The 20,807-nt window shown below is 56.4% G+C and carries 29 protein-coding genes; 7 read left to right on the top strand and 22 right to left on the bottom strand.

Going from position 1 to position 20,807, the window contains the following annotated elements:
* Positions 1-18 precede the first annotated feature (18 nt).
* From RCH91_RS04095 to RCH91_RS04080, 4 genes are all read left to right on the top strand, one after another.
* Positions 19-912 carry a phosphate/phosphite/phosphonate ABC transporter substrate-binding protein gene (locus tag RCH91_RS04095; protein ID WP_306533280.1) on the top strand — a complete coding sequence of 298 codons (894 nt, stop codon included), beginning with the start codon at positions 19-21 and terminating at the stop codon, positions 910-912.
* Between the two features lie 276 nt (positions 913-1,188).
* Positions 1,189-1,593 carry a DoxX family protein gene (locus tag RCH91_RS04090; RefSeq protein WP_306533279.1) on the top strand — a complete coding sequence of 135 codons (405 nt, stop codon included), beginning with the start codon at positions 1,189-1,191 and terminating at the stop codon, positions 1,591-1,593.
* 252 nt (positions 1,594-1,845) lie between these two features.
* Positions 1,846-2,028, top strand: coding sequence for a DUF6726 family protein (locus RCH91_RS04085; RefSeq protein WP_373694363.1), 183 nt, complete (start codon positions 1,846-1,848; stop codon positions 2,026-2,028).
* A gap of 102 nt (positions 2,029-2,130) precedes the next feature.
* Positions 2,131-2,607, top strand: a complete 477-nt coding sequence (locus RCH91_RS04080) for a hypothetical protein (RefSeq protein WP_306533277.1) — start codon at positions 2,131-2,133, stop codon at positions 2,605-2,607.
* A 10-nt stretch (positions 2,608-2,617) separates the two neighbouring features.
* On the opposite strand, the gene RCH91_RS04075 is transcribed toward RCH91_RS04080, so the two are convergent.
* Together RCH91_RS04075 and RCH91_RS04070 are read right to left on the bottom strand one after the other, a co-directional pair.
* Positions 2,618-3,403: a sterol desaturase family protein gene (locus RCH91_RS04075; RefSeq protein WP_306533276.1), complete on the bottom strand. Its 786-nt coding sequence runs from the start codon at positions 3,401-3,403 to the stop codon at positions 2,618-2,620.
* Positions 3,404-3,467: 64 nt separating this feature from the next.
* The gene (locus RCH91_RS04070; RefSeq protein ID WP_306533275.1) at positions 3,468-4,430 is read right to left on the bottom strand and encodes an NADPH:quinone reductase; all 963 of its coding nucleotides are present in this window, start codon (positions 4,428-4,430) and stop codon (positions 3,468-3,470) included.
* Positions 4,431-4,746: 316 nt separating this feature from the next.
* Here RCH91_RS04070 and RCH91_RS04065 point away from each other — a divergent pair, with 316 nt between their 5' ends.
* Positions 4,747-5,049 carry a hypothetical protein gene (locus RCH91_RS04065; RefSeq protein WP_306533274.1) on the top strand — a complete coding sequence of 101 codons (303 nt, stop codon included), beginning with the start codon at positions 4,747-4,749 and terminating at the stop codon, positions 5,047-5,049.
* Positions 5,050-5,347: 298 nt separating this feature from the next.
* Here RCH91_RS04065 and RCH91_RS04060 read toward each other — a convergent pair whose 3' ends face one another.
* Entirely contained in the window at positions 5,348-5,986 is a 639-nt protein-coding gene (locus RCH91_RS04060) for an HAD family phosphatase (protein WP_306533273.1), read from the bottom strand.
* Positions 5,987-6,150: 164 nt separating this feature from the next.
* Positions 6,151-6,366, bottom strand: a complete 216-nt coding sequence (locus tag RCH91_RS04055; RefSeq protein ID WP_306533272.1) for a hypothetical protein — start codon at positions 6,364-6,366, stop codon at positions 6,151-6,153.
* 420 nt (positions 6,367-6,786) lie between these two features.
* On the opposite strand from RCH91_RS04055, the gene RCH91_RS04050 reads away from it, so the two are divergent.
* Together RCH91_RS04050 and RCH91_RS04045 are read left to right on the top strand one after the other, a co-directional pair.
* On the top strand, positions 6,787-7,374 hold the full coding sequence (locus RCH91_RS04050) for a TetR/AcrR family transcriptional regulator (protein WP_306533271.1): 588 nt from the start codon (positions 6,787-6,789) through the stop codon (positions 7,372-7,374).
* Between the two features lie 91 nt (positions 7,375-7,465).
* A complete protein-coding gene (locus RCH91_RS04045) occupies positions 7,466-8,101 on the top strand; it encodes a flavodoxin family protein (protein WP_306533270.1) in 636 nt (211 codons plus the stop codon).
* A gap of 56 nt (positions 8,102-8,157) precedes the next feature.
* On the opposite strand, the gene RCH91_RS04040 is transcribed toward RCH91_RS04045, so the two are convergent.
* The 18 genes from RCH91_RS04040 to dapA all read right to left on the bottom strand — a co-directional run.
* The gene (locus RCH91_RS04040) at positions 8,158-9,324 is read right to left on the bottom strand and encodes a Fic family protein (RefSeq protein WP_306533269.1); all 1,167 of its coding nucleotides are present in this window, start codon (positions 9,322-9,324) and stop codon (positions 8,158-8,160) included.
* Between the two features lie 168 nt (positions 9,325-9,492).
* Entirely contained in the window at positions 9,493-9,624 is a 132-nt protein-coding gene (locus RCH91_RS04035; RefSeq protein ID WP_306533268.1) for a hypothetical protein, read from the bottom strand.
* Positions 9,625-9,701: 77 nt separating this feature from the next.
* On the bottom strand, positions 9,702-10,769 hold the full coding sequence (locus RCH91_RS04030) for a serine/threonine-protein kinase (protein WP_306533267.1): 1,068 nt from the start codon (positions 10,767-10,769) through the stop codon (positions 9,702-9,704).
* Positions 10,766-11,827, bottom strand: coding sequence for a serine/threonine-protein kinase (locus RCH91_RS04025; protein ID WP_306533266.1), 1,062 nt, complete (start codon positions 11,825-11,827; stop codon positions 10,766-10,768). The genes RCH91_RS04030 and RCH91_RS04025 overlap by 4 nt, the downstream gene beginning before the upstream one ends.
* Entirely contained in the window at positions 11,820-12,923 is a 1,104-nt protein-coding gene (locus RCH91_RS04020) for a PP2C family serine/threonine-protein phosphatase (protein ID WP_306533265.1), read from the bottom strand. The genes RCH91_RS04025 and RCH91_RS04020 overlap by 8 nt, the downstream gene beginning before the upstream one ends.
* A gap of 137 nt (positions 12,924-13,060) precedes the next feature.
* Positions 13,061-13,279 carry a hypothetical protein gene (locus tag RCH91_RS04015; protein ID WP_306533264.1) on the bottom strand — a complete coding sequence of 73 codons (219 nt, stop codon included), beginning with the start codon at positions 13,277-13,279 and terminating at the stop codon, positions 13,061-13,063.
* Positions 13,280-13,417: 138 nt separating this feature from the next.
* Positions 13,418-13,543: a hypothetical protein gene (locus RCH91_RS04010; protein WP_306533263.1), complete on the bottom strand. Its 126-nt coding sequence runs from the start codon at positions 13,541-13,543 to the stop codon at positions 13,418-13,420.
* A 9-nt stretch (positions 13,544-13,552) separates the two neighbouring features.
* The gene (locus tag RCH91_RS04005) at positions 13,553-13,735 is read right to left on the bottom strand and encodes a hypothetical protein (protein ID WP_306533262.1); all 183 of its coding nucleotides are present in this window, start codon (positions 13,733-13,735) and stop codon (positions 13,553-13,555) included.
* A gap of 134 nt (positions 13,736-13,869) precedes the next feature.
* Positions 13,870-15,090 (bottom strand): Fic family protein, encoded by a 1,221-nt coding sequence (locus RCH91_RS04000; protein ID WP_306533261.1) that lies wholly within the window; start codon positions 15,088-15,090, stop codon positions 13,870-13,872.
* A 111-nt stretch (positions 15,091-15,201) separates the two neighbouring features.
* Positions 15,202-15,738: a M48 family metallopeptidase gene (locus RCH91_RS03995; protein WP_306533260.1), complete on the bottom strand. Its 537-nt coding sequence runs from the start codon at positions 15,736-15,738 to the stop codon at positions 15,202-15,204.
* Positions 15,739-15,778: 40 nt separating this feature from the next.
* Positions 15,779-15,988, bottom strand: a complete 210-nt coding sequence (locus RCH91_RS03990; RefSeq protein WP_306533259.1) for a hypothetical protein — start codon at positions 15,986-15,988, stop codon at positions 15,779-15,781.
* Between the two features lie 63 nt (positions 15,989-16,051).
* Positions 16,052-16,573 carry a GNAT family N-acetyltransferase gene (locus RCH91_RS03985; RefSeq protein ID WP_306533258.1) on the bottom strand — a complete coding sequence of 174 codons (522 nt, stop codon included), beginning with the start codon at positions 16,571-16,573 and terminating at the stop codon, positions 16,052-16,054.
* A 76-nt stretch (positions 16,574-16,649) separates the two neighbouring features.
* Positions 16,650-16,904: a DUF2442 domain-containing protein gene (locus RCH91_RS03980; protein WP_306533257.1), complete on the bottom strand. Its 255-nt coding sequence runs from the start codon at positions 16,902-16,904 to the stop codon at positions 16,650-16,652.
* 13 nt (positions 16,905-16,917) lie between these two features.
* On the bottom strand, positions 16,918-17,178 hold the full coding sequence (locus RCH91_RS03975) for a DUF4160 domain-containing protein (protein ID WP_306533256.1): 261 nt from the start codon (positions 17,176-17,178) through the stop codon (positions 16,918-16,920).
* 52 nt (positions 17,179-17,230) lie between these two features.
* Positions 17,231-18,463, bottom strand: coding sequence for an LL-diaminopimelate aminotransferase (locus RCH91_RS03970; protein WP_306533255.1), 1,233 nt, complete (start codon positions 18,461-18,463; stop codon positions 17,231-17,233).
* A gap of 4 nt (positions 18,464-18,467) precedes the next feature.
* Positions 18,468-18,926 carry a nucleotidyltransferase gene (locus RCH91_RS03965; protein WP_306533254.1) on the bottom strand — a complete coding sequence of 153 codons (459 nt, stop codon included), beginning with the start codon at positions 18,924-18,926 and terminating at the stop codon, positions 18,468-18,470.
* 143 nt (positions 18,927-19,069) lie between these two features.
* Positions 19,070-19,870 carry a 4-hydroxy-tetrahydrodipicolinate reductase gene (gene dapB, locus RCH91_RS03960; protein ID WP_306533253.1) on the bottom strand — a complete coding sequence of 267 codons (801 nt, stop codon included), beginning with the start codon at positions 19,868-19,870 and terminating at the stop codon, positions 19,070-19,072.
* 125 nt (positions 19,871-19,995) lie between these two features.
* Positions 19,996-20,807: 4-hydroxy-tetrahydrodipicolinate synthase (gene dapA, locus RCH91_RS03955; RefSeq protein WP_306533252.1), on the bottom strand; the 812-nt coding region annotated here is incomplete at its 5' end.

Raw genomic sequence — 20,807 nt, 5'->3', positions numbered from 1 at the left:
CTGTTACAGGAGGCCGCCATGAGATTCGTAATCGTCAAAATAATTTCGGTCATGACTTTGTTGGTGCTCCCCATGACAACTTTCGCACAATCACCACAGCGACAGCTTGTCATAGGACTGATCCCGGAAATGAACGTCTTCAAGCAAATGGAGAGGTTCAATCCGTTGGCCAAGTACCTTACAGACAAAACAGGCATTGACGTTAAATTCACCATCCTCAGCAGATATGGAAACATTATCGACAGATTCACGGCGGATCGACTGGACGGCGCCTTTTTCGGTTCCTTCACCGGAGCCCTTGCAATCCAAAAACTCGGCGTGGTTCCCCTGGCAAGGCCGGTGAATCTGGATGGTGAATCCACCTATCATGCGCATCTGTTTGCGAGAACGGACAGTGGAATTAAGGGCATCGCAAAAATGAAGGGGAAGAAAATGGCCTTTGTCGACAAAGCCACAACAGCGGGATACATATACCCCGTAGCCTACCTGAAGGAACACGGCATCACGAATTACAACAAGTTTTTCAGCGAGATTTATTTTGCGGGAAGCCACGATGCTTCATTGTATGCGGTTTTGAACAAGAAGGCCGACATCGGTTCGTGCAAAAATACGATTTATGACATGATTAGAAGAACTAACCCGCGTATTGACAAGGAAATTGTCATTCTGGCTGAATCATCAAATGTTCCTTCCAATGGGCTCTGCGTGAGAAAAGGACTAGACCCGCAAATTGCCGACACACTCCGTGTTGCTCTCCTGAATCTGGACAAAACGTCCGAAGGAAAAGCAGTCCTTGCTAAACTGAACTTCATAAAATTCATTCCGACAACAGTCAATGACTATAAACCGGTTTTTGAGATGGCCCTTAAGGCAGGAATAGACCTGAAAAAATATAACTACAAGAATGAGTGACACATGAATCCGTGAGGCCTGTGTGCGAGAACGAGTTCGCGCACCATTGGCACATAGGCCTCATGTGAGGTTCTGTACGGTTGATTCCCCTACCCCCTTCCACGGGCTCGAAGGGCTTCCCTGACTCCCGGCATGTCCCCGAAATCCTTCGCATCTACTTTCACCATGACGGTGTATAATGAATTCAGGCAAGAACATGTGGTTCAGAAGGAGCCGCGTGGGCTCATCCATTTTGCCTGTGGCCGCCTTTGCCTGAATCAAACGGGAGGTGTTACCATGAGATCATTCATGTCGAAATACAGTTCCCACTGTTACGCGCTGATGCGGATCGTTGTCGGTTTCCTGTTTCTGTGGCACGGCGCCCAGAAGCTGTTCGGATTTCCGGTCGGAATGCCGGGAGATGTCCCCGCATTTATCACCTATGTCGCTGGTCCAATCGAACTGATAGGCGGCATCCTAGTGATGATCGGCCTGTTCACACACTGGGCAGCCTTCATAACCAGCGGTCAGATGGCCGTCGCCTATTGGATGGTGCACGGAACCCAGGCGTTGTTGCCGATCCAGAACAATGGCGAACTGGCAGTGCTGTATTGCTTCGTGTTCCTGTTCATCGCTTCGCAGGGGGGCGGTATCTGGAGCGTTGACTCCCTGAGGAGCGGCGGTAGAGGTAAAGGGTCATGACGATCAGTTTTCTGCTTGAAAGGGTACTCACAGCCAATCTGATCTTCACGACCCTGATCTTCTACGGGGTAACGCATTATTTTGTACGGCACGGCCGCCGTGATCACGAGTGCGTCCCGGGAATTTTTTCTAGTTTTTCAAACTTTGTCATGGTTCAATGATGCCGCGTAAACGGCGGGGCACAATGCCTCCGCCCTCTTTTTGATCCAAACCGTTACGGCCCCAACACATGACAGACCAGGGAGACACGCGATGATACGAATGATGATTTTAGCAGGGATGCTACTCCTGCTGCAGGGGTGTGTGCTGACAAAAGTGGTGACGGTCCCCATGCGGGTAACCGGTGCGGTGGTTTCTATCGTGCCGGGAGTCGGCAATACGATCCACGACGGGATCGATACTGCGGCTGATGTGGTCGATGACGTGCCGATCTGATTGTTCAAAAGGCTCGCGTTCTGCCTGGGGGATTGACAGCCGGTCCGTTGGATTTACTCTTGTATGACGCAACGCAAAGTTATCCAACAAGGAGGAATCGACATGAAACGGTATCTGGCACATGCCCTGACGTTGTCGCTGGCGACGCTGCTCGTTTCCGGACCGGCAATGGCGGCGGAACACCCGGGAAATGCGGTCGAGCATCCGGGCGTAAAGGTTGAGAAAAAAGGCAAGGCAATCACCGCCAAGGTCGTCAAGAAGTCGATAAAAGAGCACGTGAAGGCCGCGGCCAAGGCCACCAACGGGGTCTTCGTCATCAAGGACGACAAGCTGAACAAGGAGTGGAAACTGAAGCTCGCCAAGATCCACGACCCGGTCCGGAAGTTCGAGAAGGAAGGAAAAACCATCTACTTCACCTGCTCCGACTTCAAGGAGGTGGACAGCAAGAACGTCCTCGACATCGATTTCTGGATGGTGGAGAAAAGCGGCACGCTGGAGGTGATCGATACAAGGATCCACAAGCTGAACGGCGAGCCGCGCTACACCTACGAAGGGACGGAACTGAAGGAAATCAGGTAACGGATCGGTGTCATCCCTTCACGAAGGGGGTGAGGAGAAACGCCCTGAGCCGCATCGTCTCCTCCCCCCTCGGCTTCACCAGCCCCACCCGCTCAAGTTCATCCACGCCCCTCGCCCAGTGATGGCTCCGGAAAATCCTGTCCCAGACACTGAATATCGCCGAAAAGTTGGCAACATAGCACTCCCGGTGGAGGGAGTGGTGGCAGCGGTGCATCCGGGGGGTGACGATGACCCGCTCCAGCGTGTCCTGGATGCCGAGCGGAATGGCGACGTTGCTGTGGTGGAACTGGGAAAAGGTGGTGAGGAGCATGTCGAAGGCGACGAGTCCCCAGAGCGACGGCCCCCAGAGAAGGATGACGAGGCACTTGACGCCCCCCGAAATGATCAGCTCGCCGATGTGGAACCGAGAGGCGGTGGTGACGTCGATCTCCATGTCGCTGTGGTGAGCCTTGTGGAAGCGCCACAGAAGACCGATCCGGTGGTTTGCCAGGTGCATTCCGTAGTCCCACAGGTCGAAGACGATCACCGTCGCGACGATCTCGCGCCACCCGGAGAGGCCGAGAACTCTGCTCAGCCCGATGTTATGGCCCTGCGCGTAGGTGAGGGCCGTAAAGGTGGGCCACGATATGAGGAGGTAGAGGATAAGGCTGTTGGCAATGCTGATGCCAACGTGGAACCGGACGCGGAACGGTTTTCTCTGCTCCGGCGCGGCGAAGGGTGCAACCCGCTCGCAGAAAAGGAGACCCGTCAGGACTGCGACGTAACTGGCAATTCTCAACAGGAATGGAGACGTCACAATCCCCCCGTCGCATTTTCGTGGAGCCCCCAGAAGGCGGGCAAGAAACTCCGGTCTGCCCCACTCACGGAATCAGCACGATCTTGCCGAAGGTGCTCGACTCCACGACGGCGTGGTGGGCCTCTGCCGCATCGGCAAGGGGCAGCTCCCTGCCCACCACCGGCCGGAGGGTGCCGTTGGCAAGCCCTTCGCCAAAGGCTGCATGCATGCTGGCCAGCTCCCTGTCGCTGGCGTTGAAGAGGATCATGCCGAGGATGGCGGCTTCCTTCCCCATGGCGGTACGCGGATCGATCTCCACCCGGCCGCGGCTGCCGATCACCACCACCCGTCCCCCCTTTGCCAGCACCTCAAGGTCACGGTCAAGGTTCACGTTGGCGAGCATTTCCAGGATGACATCGACACCCTTGCCGCAGGTGAGCTCCTGCACTCTGCCCAGATACCCCTCGGTGCGGTGATTCAGGACATGGTGGGCACCCTGGGCCAGCACCAGCGCTTCCCCCTTCTCCGTGCCGGCGGTGCCGATCACCCGCAGTCCGGCTCCCCGGGCAAGCTGCACCGCCGCGATACCCACCCCGCCACTGGCGCCATGGACCAGCACCGATTCCCCCGCCACCCCGTGGGCACGCTGGAACAGCGCCCGAAATGCGGCGCCATAGGGGACACCGATGGCCGCACCCTGGCCGAAGCTGATTCCTTCAGGGAGCGGATGAGTCTGGAACTCCTTGCAGAGCACCTCTTCCGCATACGTGCCGCTGAGGGACCAGGCGACATAGACACGCTCGCCCACATGCCGGTGCCTGACTTCCGAGCCGACGGCGCTGATGACGCCGGCCCCGTCGAAACCGGGCGTGTAGGGGAGTTTCAGATCGGGACGGTACTGACCGGAACGGATATAGGTATCAACCGGGTTCACGCCGACGGCGTGCAGCCTGATCACGACTTCCGCCGGCCCCGGGGTCAGGGGGGCAACCTCTTCAAGCCCCATAACTTCCGGTTCGCCAAATTCATGGACTCGAATCGCTTTCATGATGATCACCCACTCCTTTAGGGACTTGGAATAAACTGATATACCAAGTTTTTACGCTCAGATTTGGGTCAGATTTGTCGCTCCCGATTGAGCAAAACCGCAGGCGTAGCAGGGCTACGTCGAGGATTTTGCGATTGAGGGGGCGGCAAAGATGGCCTGAAGATGAGATGTAAAACGGTATATTTGTTTGTTCCGAGTCCCTTAACTCTCTTGACTCCTTTGCTACTGATTATATCACCTCCAAAGTATCCGGCGCAGATGCGTTTGCAGCGCGGCTGCCTGGGTACTTCCGCGCAGAAACAGGAAAGGCAGCCCATTGGCTGCCTTTTGCATTGAGCAGGTGTCCCCGGATTTCGCCTTCCGCGATGAGCTTCCCGCGGCAAGCGACATCAACGGCCGGGATACCACCGGTTCATTCAATTTCGCCATCTACGACGACCAGGTGGTGACCGACGTCTTCACCCAGCCCGGAAAATACTACGGCCGTAAGACCTCGCAACATGCCGAAGTAGAGCGTTACCAGCGCCTCTATGAACTGATCGGGCACAGCGCCCACCCCCTGGCGGTCGACGAGGAGAGTTTCGTTATCGCCTCGGAGGCCTACGCCATCGCCTCATAAAAGCGTTAATCTCTTTTTTTTCTGTGGGGTATACTGGGCGCTGCCACCAATTGGCAGAGCGGGGAGACAACTGATGATACGACTACTGATTCTTATGGGAATGCTTCTGGTATTACAGGGGTCCCCATGCGGGTGACCGGCGCGGTAATCCCAATCGTTCCGGGGGTCGGCAATACGATCCACAACGGAATCGACACGCAGCTGATGTGGTCGATGAGGTGCCGCTCTGAATTCCTGCAGTGGTGGATCTGCTCCCCAAACAGCGGAGGCGGCCGTTTGGTCGCCCCTTCCCCCTTGCTTAGAGGCACAGGAGCGCCGGCAGATCGTGGACGCTGTCCAGAAGCCAGCGGGCGGCGCCAAAATCGCCCCCCCGATTCATGTGACCGGGGATCGCGGCGACGGCAAGACCGGCTCGAACTGCGGAGATAACCCCCCGTTCCGAATCCTCTATTGCCAGACAACGGCCAGGATCGAGCCCGGCCCGGGCGCAGGCGGTCCGGTATGGCTCCGGATCGGGCTTCGACGCGCCGTAATCCTCCCGGGTAAGGATGAAATCGAAGTAGCTGAGAAGTCCGCTCGCCCGATGTGTCTGGAGAAAATTCTCGCGACGACAGCTGGTAACGATCGCCATGGGAAGTCGGCCATAGAGCCGCTCCAGGGTTTCCCGGACACCCGGCATCACCCGCGCCTCCGCCCCCAGAAGCCGGAAATAGATCTCATCCCTGACCCGGCGCAACTCCCCTGCTTCACGGGAGCTCTGTCCCGGGCCGGCGACCAGGTCGAGCACGCTCTCCCCCTGGCGCAGGGATATCCGGCAGAAGTCGTCAAGGGACAGCTCCACCCCCACCCCCGCCAGGGCCTCGGCATTGGCCTGATAGTAGAGGTGCTCGGTCTCCATCAGCACCCCGTCGTTGTCCCAAAAAATCCCGTCGAACATGTTTGATCTTACCTCGCGTTACGCCTCTGCCCTGTCCTGCCCACGACAACCATTGTGGTTCAGTTAGCCGTCAAATTTCAAGAGCGGACACAGCGAAGGCGGCCGTTTGGCCGCCTTTCGAAGTGAGTGGATGTCCCCGGATTTCGGGCGACCGCGATGGCCGGTTACCGGCGAGGCGCTTCCAGGAGCGGCTTCAGAAATTTTTCAAAGGTGGCCCGTTGTTTTGCGGTCAGCAGATCGAGGTTCCCTTCGTTGTCGAGCAAGAAGGTGCCGACGCCGATGACCGTCTTTGCCAGATAGCCGGTGCCGGCCACGCTCTTTTCAATTTCGTCGGTTCGTTTGGTGAGCAGATTGCGCAGCCAGCGCAGGTTGACTTCCATAGTTTGATCTCCTGCATTCTTCAAATTGAATATGGTGCCCCCGGAATTATGTCCGGGGTCATTGTGGCCCAGCTCGCATCGAAATTACAAGCTCAGATCCGGAGAACGCGACGCACTGGTCGCCGCATGTCGTTCCCGGAGTTATCGTGACGGATCTCTGTGCCTATCTCCCGTAGCCTCCCTGGTAGGGACCGAGGATCTTTTGCAGGTGGGGTCTGAGGGAGGCCAGGAGCGCCAGCATGGCGTCGGGACGGGTTGCAAGCCGGCAAGGACATCGACCATGTGACCGGAATGGCTGACCCCTTCGATTTAAATGCGAGGGGGATACAACAAGAACATAGTGGGGTCATGTTTGCAAGATCCGATGAGGACGAGAAAAAAACCTTGACCAAACTAGACCGATCTGTCTAGCATGTATCCATGACCAGACGCGACACACGAGCAGAGTTGATAACGGCAGGTATGCAGTTGTTTGCCACCTGCGGGTACAACGCCACCGGCATCGACACCGTGCTGAAGCAGGCAGGGGTGCCAAAAGGCTGCTTCTACCACCACTTCGGCAGCAAGGAAGAATTCGGCCTGGCAGTCATCGAGGCCTTTGCCGGCCGTTTTCTGGCCCGGCTGGACGTTTTCCTGGCGGATGAATCGGCAACTCCGCTGGAGCGGCTGAGGATTTTTCTCGAACGGGGTCTGACCCAGCTGGCGGATCACCAGTGCACGGTCGGCTGCCTGATTGGCGATCTGGGGCAGGAGTTGGCCGCCCGGAATGACCGGCTGCGCGGCCGCCTCGACGAAATCATCCACTCCTGGCGAGAGCGTTTTGCCGTCTGCATCAGTGAAGCCCAGCAGGCGGGAGAGCTCCCCCGATCCTATGACCCCCACGTCATTGCCGGATTTATCTTTTCCGGCTGGGAGGGGGCCATCCTCAGCGCCAAAGTAATGAGATCGCCCCAACCGGTGCGGGACTTCATCGACACCCTCTTCAGCACCGTCCTCACGAAACCATAATCTCCCAACGATACCGTCACCATGTCCGGCTCGCCGGATGAACCAGCAACCAAGAAGGAGCACCAGGTTATCTTATGACAAAGGAGAACGTATGAACGTCGTGGCATTCAACGGCAGCCCCAACAAGGAAGGGAACACCTGGCATGCGCTGAAAATGGTGACTGCGGAGCTGGAACGGGAGGGGATCGAAACCGAGATCATCCAGGTGGGGAACAAGGCGGTCAGGGGGTGCATTGCCTGTTACCAGTGCGCCAAGAACAAGAATGAGCAATGCGTGCTCCCCGGCGACGAGGTCAATGAGTGGATCCAGCAGATGAAGCAGGCGGACGGGATCATCCTCGGCTCCCCGGTGCACTACTCCGCCATCGGCGGGACCATGAAATCGTTCCTGGATCGCGCCTTCTTCGTCACCAGCGTCAATGACGGCATGCTTCGTCACAAGGTGGGCGCCGCGGTGGTGGCGGTGCGGCGCTCCGGCGGTCTGCCGACCTTCGACCAGCTGAACAACTTCCTCAACTATGCCGAGATGCTGCTGCCGACCTCCAACTACTGGAACGTAATTCATGGACGAACACCAGGAGAAGTGGTCCAGGACCTGGAAGGGGTGCAGATCATGCGGGTGCTGGGGAAGAACATGGCCTGGCTGATGAAACTGGTGGCGCATGGCAAGGGGGCCATACCCCCGCCGGAACGGGAAGACAAAACGTTATTCAGTTTTATTCACTGAAACCGGGAAAGCGCCACAAAACAATAAAGGCGGCCGATTGGCCGCCTTTTGATTTCCTAACCGTACAGTTCCGTCCCTTCTCTAATGATTGATAAGTATTCCTCATGGAGAAACACCCGATCCCGCTTTTTGCCGCTCACTTCCCTAAGAATTCCGAGTTCAGCCAGATTATTAACCGCCTTGCCTGCTGCCGGCAAGCTGATACCGAGCTCACGTGCCACAATAGCGATACTGACATAGGGACGGCGATAGAGCAGATCGAGCAGCGCCATGGCCGTGGGCGCCGCCTTTCCCAATCCTGACAGTTTCTGCCGGTCAGAGGCCTGCAAATCCATTATTGCCTTGGCGGCATCAGTTGCCTGCTTCGAGATTTCATAGACGCCTTGCAGATAATACTTGATCCACCCTTCCCAGTCGCCATCCTTCCTGACGGCGTTGAGCCGTTCGTAATACTCCTGGCGATGCTTCTTGAAAAAAAGGCTCAGGTACAACAGCGGCCTTTCCAGAACCTGGTCATGGCAGAGGATAAAAGCGATCAACAGCCGCCCCATTCGGCCATTTCCGTCCAGAAAGGGGTGGATGGTTTCGAACTGGGCGTGGGCCAAGCCGGCCTTGAGCAGCGGAGGAATCGACTCATTGTGGAGGAATTTTTCCAGTTCACCCAGACACGGCAGCACTTCATGGGGGGGTGGCGGTACGAAGGCGGCATTGCTCGGCATGGTGCCACCGATCCAGTTCTGGGTCGTGCGGAACTCACCAGGGCTCTTGTGCCCGCCACGGGTCCCGGTCATCAGGCGGGCATGAATCTCCTTGATCAGCCGCAGGCTCAAGGGGAGCTCTCGCAACCGCTGCAGCCCGTAATTCATGGCGGCGACATAGTTGGACACCTCGTTGATGTCCTCCGGTGAGCTCTTACCCTCAATCTCGCCTTCATACTCCAGTAGATCATCCAATGACGCCTGGGTCCCCTCAATTTGAGAGCTGAGAACCGCCTCCTTGCGGACGTACATGTAGAGAAAGAGATCTGGGTTGGGGAGGGTGTAGGTGCTGCCGTCCAAACGCCCCAGCGCCCGATTGGCCCGCTCCATTAAACGGCCCATCTCGTCGTCGATCTGCAGTGGCGGTACAGGCGGCAGCGGATTTGGAACAAAGGTGCAGTAGCCGTCCGGTCCTTTCTGCTGCACGACCAGCCTGCCGCCACGCGGGGATACCTCGGTAAACATTGCAGCTCCCGCTAAACCTTACACGTTTTTCGTTTTTCCCGACCCAGGGTGCTACGTAACGATCGTTTCATTACGCAAGCAGCAAATAAACTTTAAAGCCTTATCGTTTATTAGTCAAGAATGCTATGCAACGAAAACGAGTTTTTCTTTCTTAAAGCAGCCTGCTAGTCATGAAACAATAAAGGCGGTGCCGACACCGATGACCGTCTTTGCCAAATAGCCGGTGCCGGCCACGCTCTTTTCAATTTCGTCGGTTCGTTTGGTGAGCAGATTGCGCAGCCAGCGCGGGTTGACTTCCATATTCTGAACTCCTGCAATTTTTAAATTAAATATGAAGTCCCCGGAATTCTTCTGCCTTGTCCCTGGAATTTCTCTCTTTACTGTACCTTCACTACAGGTAGCGCCCTCCTAGCCCCACCTCCACGAAACGTCGACAACATAACACTATCACCGATAACAGGCTTGTCTCCATAAACACAATCCTTATGAAAGAAGACATCCTCACCATTAACATTAATAAACCCCCAATGCTGGTTAGGCATCTTATGAACTGTACCGAAACATCGGTGTTCCACCGGATAACAAAGAGTATTGCATTGTTCAACGATGACATCCGCTGTGGGGCGAGCGGTCGGGTTTTTTTGCAGACATTGCAATACAATTTGTATTAATTGGTTGGAAAGCGTAGCAAACTGGGGGTTAGACGTCATGAAAGTTGGAAACCCAGGAGGTTTTGCCTCCATAATTTTGGTAACAGCTGGCAAACCTTTACCATATGGTACGTTACCGGCCAGCAGTTCATACATCATCGCCCCTATCGACCAAACATCGGCAGGTTTACCAACTTCTCTTGGAGTCTCAATCGCCTCAGGCGCCATATACGGGAGCGCCCCGACAACAGTTCTTGACGCGGAAATCGATTCGCCACCACCCTCGACAACTTCAGCAATTTCCTCGTCCGCCATTTTGGCAATGCCGAAATCGGTAATCTTGATAGAGCTCAGTTGAAACCCGCCCGTCACCATAACATTGGATGGTTTGAGATCGCGGTGAATCACTCCGGCATGGTGCGATGCGGCCAGGCCCTTGGCTAGATAGTGAAAAATTCGTGCCGCGAGATAAGGATCCAGATACTTCGCTTTTTTCAGGAGTGCCTTATCCATATCCGTGCCTTCAATCAATTCTTCGACAAGATACTGGCGCTTATCGTATTCCAGATAATCAAGGGTCTTTGCAACATTGGGATGGTTCACTCTAGCAGAAACTATGGCACTACGCTGGAAGCGTTTTTTGGCGGAATCATTCTTGGGAGTTTTGAGAGCTACGTTCCTTTTTAGTTCAAGATCCTTAGCGGCATAAACAAACTGCATACCCCCTTCACCTGCATCATCGATTACTTCGTAACGCTCCTGAATGAGATCACCTGCTTTATGTGGGCCGCTCATAGCACAACCTCCGGATTCGAGACATCAAAGGTTATATAGGCGCGGCTGCTGCCTCTATGCGCCCCACCGAGTGCTACGACACAAGAACCGGGGATTTCCTCACCGGGGACAGCTGGGTTATTATTGATGTACACCTCACCGGTTGCTATATACACAATGAACTTCAACCCGGTGTACATAATTTCAATGTTCCCCACACCGGGGTAATCGAGCCCAGCGGATGGATTGTCTGTCTTGATAATATACGTTGTGCCTTTGTACACTGCCAAGGCCCTATGTTTCCCACGCAATAAATGCCGTGCAAGTTCATCCCGTACGATTTCCATTGTCGGCCGATCCGCAGGATTATAGGCGAGGCACGCATTCAGCAGGCTGATCAGTTCTGTAGGCATTGTAACCGGCAAAGGTGAAAACTGATCATCGGTTATCGGTTGCGGGGGGAGTTTTTTCATACAGACCGGCAAATCATGGCAGGCGAGGAAAATCGCCGTTGCCCCGAAGGCGTAGGTATCGATGGCTAGTGTAATGGGGATGGTGGAATCTCCAAAAAGCTCAGGGGCGGCAAAACCATATGTACCTTTAAATCCTTTGGTTTTGGCGTCAAGCCCCTCTTGTTTTGCCAGACCGAAATCGAAAATTTTCACGATCCCTTCGGCATCGAGCTTCATATTGTTGGGCTTGATATCCCGATGAATCACTCCGGCTTTGTGAATATCCGCGATTCCCGAAGCAATCTGCCAGAGCGTCTTCAGATAATTATCGGCGGATTGCTGCGGGTAATCGCTGTCCCACAGAAGATCCCCTTCAATAAACTCTTCTACGATGCCTAGTGAGTCATTTTCACCCTTTACAATGTCATAGACCTGTACAACATGTTTGGAACGCATCTTCAGCAAGGCGCGCAATTCTTTTAGGATGAGCTTTTTCTCGTTTTCGTCCTGGATGAACTTTATGGCGACCTTTCTGTCTAGATGATTATCCGTGCAATAAATTACTTTGCTGAAACCGCCACTGTCCGAGTCGCCAAGCGGAGTATAGCGTTTTGGGAGATTAATCACGGTTGCCGTCCTTATCGACGTCAGCGTTGAAATAGATATTCAACTGCGGGCGTTCCGACGCAATATCAGTATCATCAATCTTCGGAACAATCTTTTCCGTCACCTTCTTTTTAGCCTGTCGTTTTTTCTTTAGCAGATGTGTTGGGTGCGCGACTTCCTCTGCTGTCTTTTGCACAGCTGGTTTCTTCTCCCATGACTGCTTATTCATAATCCGTTCGTTATTGTACATATCGACTGTCACGATTTGTAACTCGCCATACGGGTCCCATACTTGGACAGTTCCCGGATCATTCGAAAACGGCAATCGAGCGGAAAATGGCTTAAATGCAATGACACTGGCGTTATCATGCCCGCCGCACCATTTGGCGACATCTATAAGCCTTCGGACGGCAAGAGCAGAGTCTTTTGCCGAGTCAACAATCAGTTGCATGGTCTGCCTTTCGACAAAATGTACACCATCACAGGTCAGGAAAATCGACTCATGCAGTGCTGGAATATCCACAATGTGCGGCTCCATGCCCTCGCCCATCCCGATAAATTGTAGTATCTCGTTTCTGTGCTGGTAAGCATCCTTATTGTTGGGGAGTAACCCCAACATCGTATCATCAACAGAAAGCTGCTCCAGTGTGCCGTCCTGATAGATATAAATCCGGCTATCCCCGATATTCACGCCAAGAACGCCATCGGCACTGTCATGAATAATCGCGGAAAGGGTGGCGCCGCCCCGCCCGTGGTACACGGCATAAACTGAGCTGTTCGCCTCTTGTGTGGCACGACTAAGACGTGCTGACAGCGGCAGTTCCCGGTAAAGGATGCAAGCTGCAAAAAAACTGGCAACAGCTTGCGAAGCACATGCTGAGCCTTCGGCCATTCCTCCCATGCCGTCACAGAGCACAGCAGCGGTGAAGGAACGTCCCCTACCAAGCTCCATTCGGAGCACGGCAACCCGATCCTGGTTTTCGGTACGGACGACGCCGATATCCGAACCAATAGCCAGCGGCAGTTCGCCGACTCGTCGAATTGCCGACGGAGTGGTTTTGCGTGAAAGCCAGGAATATAGACGTGCTGTAAGCTTATTTGGAATCATTTCGTTCATGGAATACCTTATTAGTATGGCCGCATCTTCAAAATAAACTGTGAAATATCATGCCGATGATGAGTTAGCAAGAGCCATCTATTGTGGAATACAGCCATAATCAGGGTCAACCTCGGGGTCAAATTCCGGGGACATCCTTATTTGTTTGTTACTGACAAAAACCCCACATATTCCCGCCCATTTATATCAAACGCTACGACCTTGCCAGCCAACAGTCCCTCAACCTGCTCCCGCGTGAGCCTGAACTCGAATGCGCCATAATTCTCGCCAAACTCTGCACGCGCATTCTTCGTATCCTCGATCAGCTCGATGCGATCATCACCGGGACCCGCGTCCATCCCTCCCCAACCAGCCATCACATCCCCAGACCTTTCCGTACCTTTTGGGCAATCTTCTCCGTCGCACAACGAGCTTCCACCGCCGTTTCCCTGGTGTATTCGGTCGGCAAGTGAACCAGATAGCATGGCCTCAGCCATTCCTTGACCATTGCGGGATCAACCATGGAGCACTTTTCCTTCCCTGAATACCGCTGTTACGAAGGGATCGCCCAAGGCCAGGCGCTCCGCCACTTCCGACGGGCGATAGACCAGATAGTCAACCGGCAGGTCAGTGTCCATCATACGGTACAACTAGCGGATTCTCTCCGCGCCGAGAGCCGGGACATCGTCTTTAACGATGAATACGTCAACATCGTTGATGACGTCCGACTCGCGTGCCGCGGAACCAAAAAGAATGATCTTCTCCGGATGGTACTTCGCCACCAGTTGCTCCGTCAGGCTTTCAATTCGCGATCGGATTTCCTGCGATGTCATATAACCTTCCTTTTGTGGAGACACTCTAACGGCTTCCGTTACTGGAGTTCTGGAGACACCTTACTCAACTCCCATCCCTCCACACCACCCCTTCAACCACCTGCATCATCTCCGTCGACCAATCAATAACTCTGTTACCCCACAATCTGCGCCGGATACAAGTCCGGAAACAAATACCCGGCCACAAACGTCGGCAATGCCAGCCTGACCGGCCCCTTCGGCATACTGGAAACCAGCAGCCCCTCGTCCAGCAACTGCCCCAGCAGCATGCGGCCGGTCCGCTCAGCCATGCCGGAAACCCGGATCATGTCGCCGCGGCCCACTTCGCCCCTGAGCAGCGCCTCCTGCAGCATATGGGCAGCCTCCGGCTTGAGGGGTGGACGGTCCGGCTTCGGCGCCGGCGCGACCTTTGCCCCCCGTAGCTGCACGTAGCCGCGAATCCGGTCGAGCAGGGCATCCAGCTTCAGGAGGCCCTGCATGTAGTCGATCTGGTCGAGACAGACTTCGAGGAAAAAGCGGCAGAACCGCAGCAGCCCCTCGCTGGAAAGGTTCCCCCGGCCGTCATAGTCGTTGCGGCGGGGTGCGTCCCCCCAAGTCAGTGCCGCCATGTAGTCGTCGCGCCGCCGCGCCAGGCCGCGGCTCACGTTCCAGAGCCCGTATCCCGCCAGGGGAAGCCGGCGGAAGCAGGCGTCGGTGTACAGGCGCGTCACCCGGCCGTTACCGTCGAGGAAGGGGTGAATCCACATGAGGCGGTGGTGGGAGGCGGCAGCGGCGATGATCGGCATGACGCCATGGTGGGCGCCGCTCCGGTAGAAGCCGGCGAAGCGGTCGAGAAATGCCGGAATTGCCGAAGCGAGGGGTCCGATGTGACGGCCGACCCGGATCTCGCGCTGGCGCAGCTCGCCGCCGGTCACCTCAAGCATCTCGCCGGTCTCTTCGTCCTTCACCCGGCGCAGTTCATCCGGAAGCTGGTCGTAAAAGAGCTTGTGCACCCGGCAGAGGAATTCGGCGCCGGCCACGTTCAGGTCGGGTTCGCGCTGCAGCCACTCTTCAATCGTCCGCTGGCAGTTGATGTGGGCGAGGCTTTCCTGCTGCAGGTCGCGCCTGGCGGGGTCGGCGGCATAATCCCGGCGCATGGCCCGCTCGATGTCGACGGGGTGGGTGCTGTGCCCTTCGATGAGGTTGGAGTAGTAGCTGTTGATGAGCCGCAGCAGTTCGACGACCGGCTGCTGGCTGAGGGGATGCAGCTGGCCGCCGAGGGCGGCCGAGCGGCCGACGATCTCCCGGGCCATGTCCTCAAGGTCGGCAGTCTGCTCGGGGAGCAGGGGCTCCATGTGGGATATTTTGTCGTACATATTGCCGATATTAATTCCGGATTACTATGATACGTAACTATCTATCACATGGAGCTATATGCGTCAAATAAACGGCAGAATAAATGTAGTTTTTGCCGATGTCTCTGCCGATCATGACGTCGGTGCCGCAGCGGCTGTAAGGTAATCAGTGTCTCTTTTTCCCCGCTCAAGCTGGGTCAGGAACAGCCTGGTGTCAAACTCCAGCTGATGGTAGGCCGGCTCCATGTATTCGCACAGCTTGTAAAAGGATTTGTTGTGTTCCTTCTCCTTCAGGTGCGCCAGCTCATGCACAACGATCATTTTCAGAAACTCTTCGGGAGCATCCCTGAAAACTGTTGCTACCCGAATTTCATGCTTTGCCTTGAGCTTGCCACCCTGGACCCGCGACACAAACGTATGGGTCCCCAAGGCATTCTGGATCACATGGATTTTCGGATCGTAAACCACCCGACTCAAGGGCTGCGCGGTGCGCAGAAAGGCGTTTTTGATCTCTACGGTAAAATCATAGAGCGCCTTGTCGGTTCTGATATCGTGCGTTGTTGGATATTTCTGCTTCAGGAAGCTGCCCAGCCGGTTTTCCGCCAGCAGGTGCCCTGCCTGCGCGATCAGCTGTTCTGAGTACCCTGCCAGATATTTCAAGTGCTGCATCTGCCCGTCATCATCCTTTAGTCGAAGTTGTCCGGCCCCGCTATCTGAGTTTGCCCCCAAGGAGCTGCTTGCAGACCGCGTCCAGCCCCTTGTCCTTGTTCGCTATCCACCAGTCGGCACGCGACTGGCGGGCCACGATCGGCTCTATTGCCTTGAATATCTCCGGAGAGGTCTCTTCCCAGACTCTCAGGCGATCCTTGCGGATCTTCTCTGCCCAGACAACCAGCTTGGGTGCGCCGATAAGTTTCATGCTGTTTCCTTTTGACCCCGCGGTATAACTGGCGGCAGAAAAATCAGTTTTTCTTCCCGATGCTCACCGTGCCCGGCGCTTTTTGCCCTGAGGGCGGGGCGGCACCGCAACGGTTTTGAACTCGGGCTCATACCCCACAATAAAGCTGGCGGCGGTGGAGTTCCGCATGCTCAGGAAATGCGCATTGCCCTTGTCAAAGGGGCAGATGGGCATGTTGCATGGCTCAAAGCCAAACCTCTTGTAATAGCCGGGTTCGCCCAGGACAAACAGGGGCTGGCTTGTGATCGCCTCCTGCCGCAGGGCGAACCTGAGCAGTTCCAATCCCACCCCCTGCTTTTGAAATTCGGGCATCACGGCCATGGGGGCCAGGTGGAGCCCGCAGACTTCGTTGCCGTGATAGGCATTGGAGAAGGCGATGTAGGCGATGACCTTGCCGACATGGATGCAGACCCATTCGTGCACGGCTCTGCCGTTCTCGTGGAGTTTCTGTACCAGCGCGGCCTCGTAGTCGCTGCCGGGGAAGGCACGGCGCAAGAGCGCGTAGACCTTGGGGCGGTTCTCGGTGGTCAGTTTCTGTATTTTCATCCACGTCCCTTATTCTCCCCCGAGCTTCCCGACGACCTTCTCCCGATACTCGGGGACCTCGTCCAGAAACCTGCCATTATTCCAGCACCCACGTCCCTTTATTCTTGATCTCGTGATACATTGCGTCCGGCGCAATATCGATATCACCCGGCCAGGAAACAAACCCGTTCGTTACCCGCAACTCTTTGAAAAAATCCGGGTCACGGAGCTTTTCAAAAACGCCGTAAAGGTGCGTCGGGAGAATTTTCACCTTTCCGCTTAAACCATCGGCAAACGTCACGGCAAACTCCAGAGATCCCAGAACTTTAGCTTCAACGACATCCCAGTACATACATTACCTCCGGCTACTGCAATGGCTCGATGGGGCGAGGCTCAACATGTTTGCGGCAGAGTTCCCAGTCTTCCATCAATTCTGGCTGGTGAAGCTCCGCCCAGTCAAGGACAAGTTCCAAAGCACGGCGTGACAGCTTGCCTTCCATAACCTCAAGCGTCTGAATATTGATAACGGCCTTGTATTCACCATATTCGGCGTGAAAATGCGGCGGCGCATGTTCGTTGAAGAACATCCGGATGAGGATTCCGAAAAAAGAGCTTATAGTCGGCATAATTGCTCCATATGCAAAAGGCGGCCTTATCGACCGCCTTCCATTTTACCATTTACTTCAGATTCTTCTTGATCCTCTCAACCGCCTCAATCACATTCTCGCGGTGGCCAAAGGCCGAGAGGCGGAAGTACCCTTCGCCGCTGGGGCCGAAGCCGCTTCCCGGGGTCCCCACCACGTTGCACTCGGTGAGGAGCTTGTCGAAGAAGTCCCAGCTGCTCATGCCCCCCGGGGTTTTGAGCCAGATGTAGGGGGCGTTGACGCCGCCGTACACGGTGAGGCCCGCTTCCTTCAGACCCTCGCGGATGATCCGGGCGTTCTCCATGTAGTAGTCGATGATCTCCTTGTTCTGTTTCCACCCCTCGTCGGAGTAGACGGCGGCGGCGGCCTTCTGCACCGGGTAGGAGGCGCCGTTGAACTTGGTGGTGGTGCGGCGGAGCCAGAGCTTGTTGAAGCTGTACCGCTCGCCCGTGCTGGTGGTGCCCATGACCTCTTCCGGCACGACCACGAGGCCGCAGCGGACGCCGGTGAAGCCGGCGGTCTTGGAGAAGGAGCGGAACTCGATGGCGCACTTCTTGGCACCCTCGATCTCGTAGATGGAGTGGGGGATTGCCGGGTCGGTGATGAACGCCTCGTAGGCGGCGTCGAAGAAGATGACGGCGTCGTTGGCATTGGCGTAGTCGACCCACTTCTTCAGCTCGGCCTTGGAAGCCACGGTGCCGGTGGGGTTGTTGGGGAAGCAGAGGTAGATAATGTCCACCTTCCCGGTGGGGAGCGAGGGAATGAAGCCGTTGGCCTCGTTGCACGGCATGTAGACGATACCTTTGTAGTACCCCTTCTCGTCCGCCTCGCCGGTGCGGCCGATCATGACGTTGGTGTCGTTGTAGACCGGGTAGACCGGGTCGCCGATGGCCACCACGTTGTCGAGGGCGAAGATGTCAAGGATGTTGGCGCAGTCGCACTTGGAGCCGTCGGAGATGAACATCTCCTCGGTCTTGAGGTCGACGCCCAGGGGCTTGTAGGACTTCTCGATGATAGCATTGATGAGCCAGTCATACCCTTGCTCCGGGCCGTAGCCGGCGAAGTTGTCGGTGGTGGCCAGGTCGTCCACGGCTGCGTGGAACGCCTTGATGACGGCCGGGGCCAGGGGGCGGGTGACATCGCCGATGCCGAGGCGGATCACCTTGGCGGACGGGTTGGCCTCGGCAAAGGCCCGGACGCGGCGGCCGATCTCGGGGAAGAGGTAGCCGGCCTTCAGTTTCAGGTAGTTGTCGTTGATTTTTGCCACGCGTTTACTCTCCTTCTTCTATTGTTGATTCAAGCACTTCAAGGTCTGCCAGATCCCTATGCCGGCCGCTGGCTCGCTTGTTTTGTTTCAGATCGTCAAGCCCTATGAAGGGAATCGACACACCTTCCAGCTCAAACATTGCACGCCGTTCATAACAACCGGCAAATTCCACACCATCGATAGTGTTGAGGATGTCAATGCGGTAGGGTTGACGCCCGAGCTGAAAAACCTTACCCGGCGTGATCAGCTCTTCTAGGGAGATGTTGGTTACTGTCAGTCCGAAATCGGCAACAGCCTTGAGCAATCGATCTGCGTTAGCTCGATCAGACCGGATCCAGAAGTCAATATCACCGGTGTAACGGGGATGGCCATGGACGCCAACGGCGTATCCTCCTACAACCAGATACTCAACGCCGTGTTTGTTCAACAACTCGGCAAATTCTTTGAAGTCCGTGCTGAACATCGCCTGTGAACCTCATGTATTGCTCTCGCAGAATCTCGATGGCCTCTATGCGCTCTGCAGGGGTCCTTGACATCCAGTACTCCCGGTCACCCCTGTCATCCTTCATGTTGATGATCCGAACGACGTTTTCCATTAAGAGCCTCCTACTTCAGCCCCAGCACATCCTGCATGTCATACAGCCCCGGGGCTTTCCCCACCACCCACTGGGCGGCCCGGACGGAGCCGCGGGAGAACATGTCGCGGGTCATGGCCCGGTGGCTGATCTCGATCCGCTCACCCATGCCGATGAAGTAGACGGTGTGCTCGCCCACGATGTCACCGCCGCGCACGGTCTGCATGCCGATCTCTTCCTTGGTCCGCTCGCCGCAGATCCCCTCGCGGTGGTAGGTGGCCACCTTGTTGTAATTGCGGCCCAGGGCCTCGGCCACCACCTCGCCCATGCGGACGGCGGTGCCGGAAGGAGCATCCTTCTTCTTGTTGTGGTGCAGTTCCACGATCTCCACGTCGAAGTCGTCACCAAGGGTCTTGGCCACGTCCTTGAGGATCTTGAAGCAAACGTTGACGCCGACGCTCATGTTGGGGGCCAGCACCGCAGGGATATCTTTCGCAAGCTCGGCGGCCAGGGCCCGCTCCTCGGGGGTGAATCCGGTGGAGCCGATGACAATGGCCTTCTTCTTGAGGGCGCAGACTTCCAGGTTTTTCAGGGAGACCTTCGGGGAGGTGAAGTCGATGAGGACGTCGCACCCCTCAACCACGGCGTTGAGGTCATCGGAGATGGCCACGCCCAGGGCGCCGCAACCGGCGATGAGGCCGGCATCCTGGCCAACCAGTTCGTGGCCCGGCCGCTCCAGGGCGCCGGAGACGGTGCAGCCCGCCTCCTTGGCGGCAACGATAATCCTCTGACCCATGCGGCCGGCGGCACCACAGACAGCTATCTTGATCATAAAAACCTCGTCAGGCTGAAGACTGAAGTGAAAACCTCCAACCGTCAGCCATTCGCCTTGAATTTGAATAGTACGTTACCGGCGGCAGCCCTTCTTAACCTTCAGCCTTCAACCTTCAGCCTTTACTAAATCAGCTTGTATTCCTTCATGATGGTAGCCAGCTTCGCCTTGTTCCCCTCGCTCATCTCGCACAGCGGCAGCCGCACCTCGTCGGGGCACTTGCCCATGAGGCCTAGGGCGGTCTTCACCGGAATCGGGTTCGACTCGATGAACATGGCGTTGCCGATTTTGAGGGTGTGGAGGTGGAGTTGGCGGGCCTTCTCCAGGTCGCCGGCGTAGAAGGCGTCGGTCAGGTCGGCCACGGCCTTGGGCATGATGTTGGCCAGGACCGAGATGACCCCCTTGGCGCCGCAGGCCATCATGGGGAAGGTGATGAAGTCGTCGCCCGAAAGGACGTCGATCTGGTCGCCGCAGAGGGCCAGGATCTCCGAGGCCTGCTGGAGCGAGCCGGTGGCTTCCTTGATGGCGACGATGTTTGTGTGGGGTGCGAGTCGGGCCACGGTCTCGGGGAGCATGTTGACCCCGGTGCGCCCCGGCACGTTGTAGAGGATCTGGGGGATGGCCACGGCGTCGGCGATGGCGGTGTAGTGGCGGACGAGCCCTTCCTGGGTCGGCTTGTTGTAGTAGCCTGTCGAGTGCAGCACGGCGTCCGCACCGGCCTTCTTGGCGTGGCGCGTGAAGTCGATCGCCTCATTAGTCGAGTTCGAACCGGCGCCAGCAATTACCGGCACGCGCTTCTTGGCGAACTTGATGCACAGCTCGACGACTTCCTTGTGCTCGTCGTGGCTGAGCGTCGGGCTCTCGCCCGTCGTGCCGACCGGCACCAGGCCGTGCGTGCCCTCCGCGATCTGCCACTCGACAAGCCGCTGAAACGACT

It is taken from the genome of Geobacter sp., from assembly GCF_030834625.1.
Taxonomy (GTDB): Bacteria; Desulfobacterota; Desulfuromonadia; order Geobacterales; family Geobacteraceae; genus Geobacter.
This window is presented reverse-complemented; position numbering and strand designations above follow the sequence as displayed.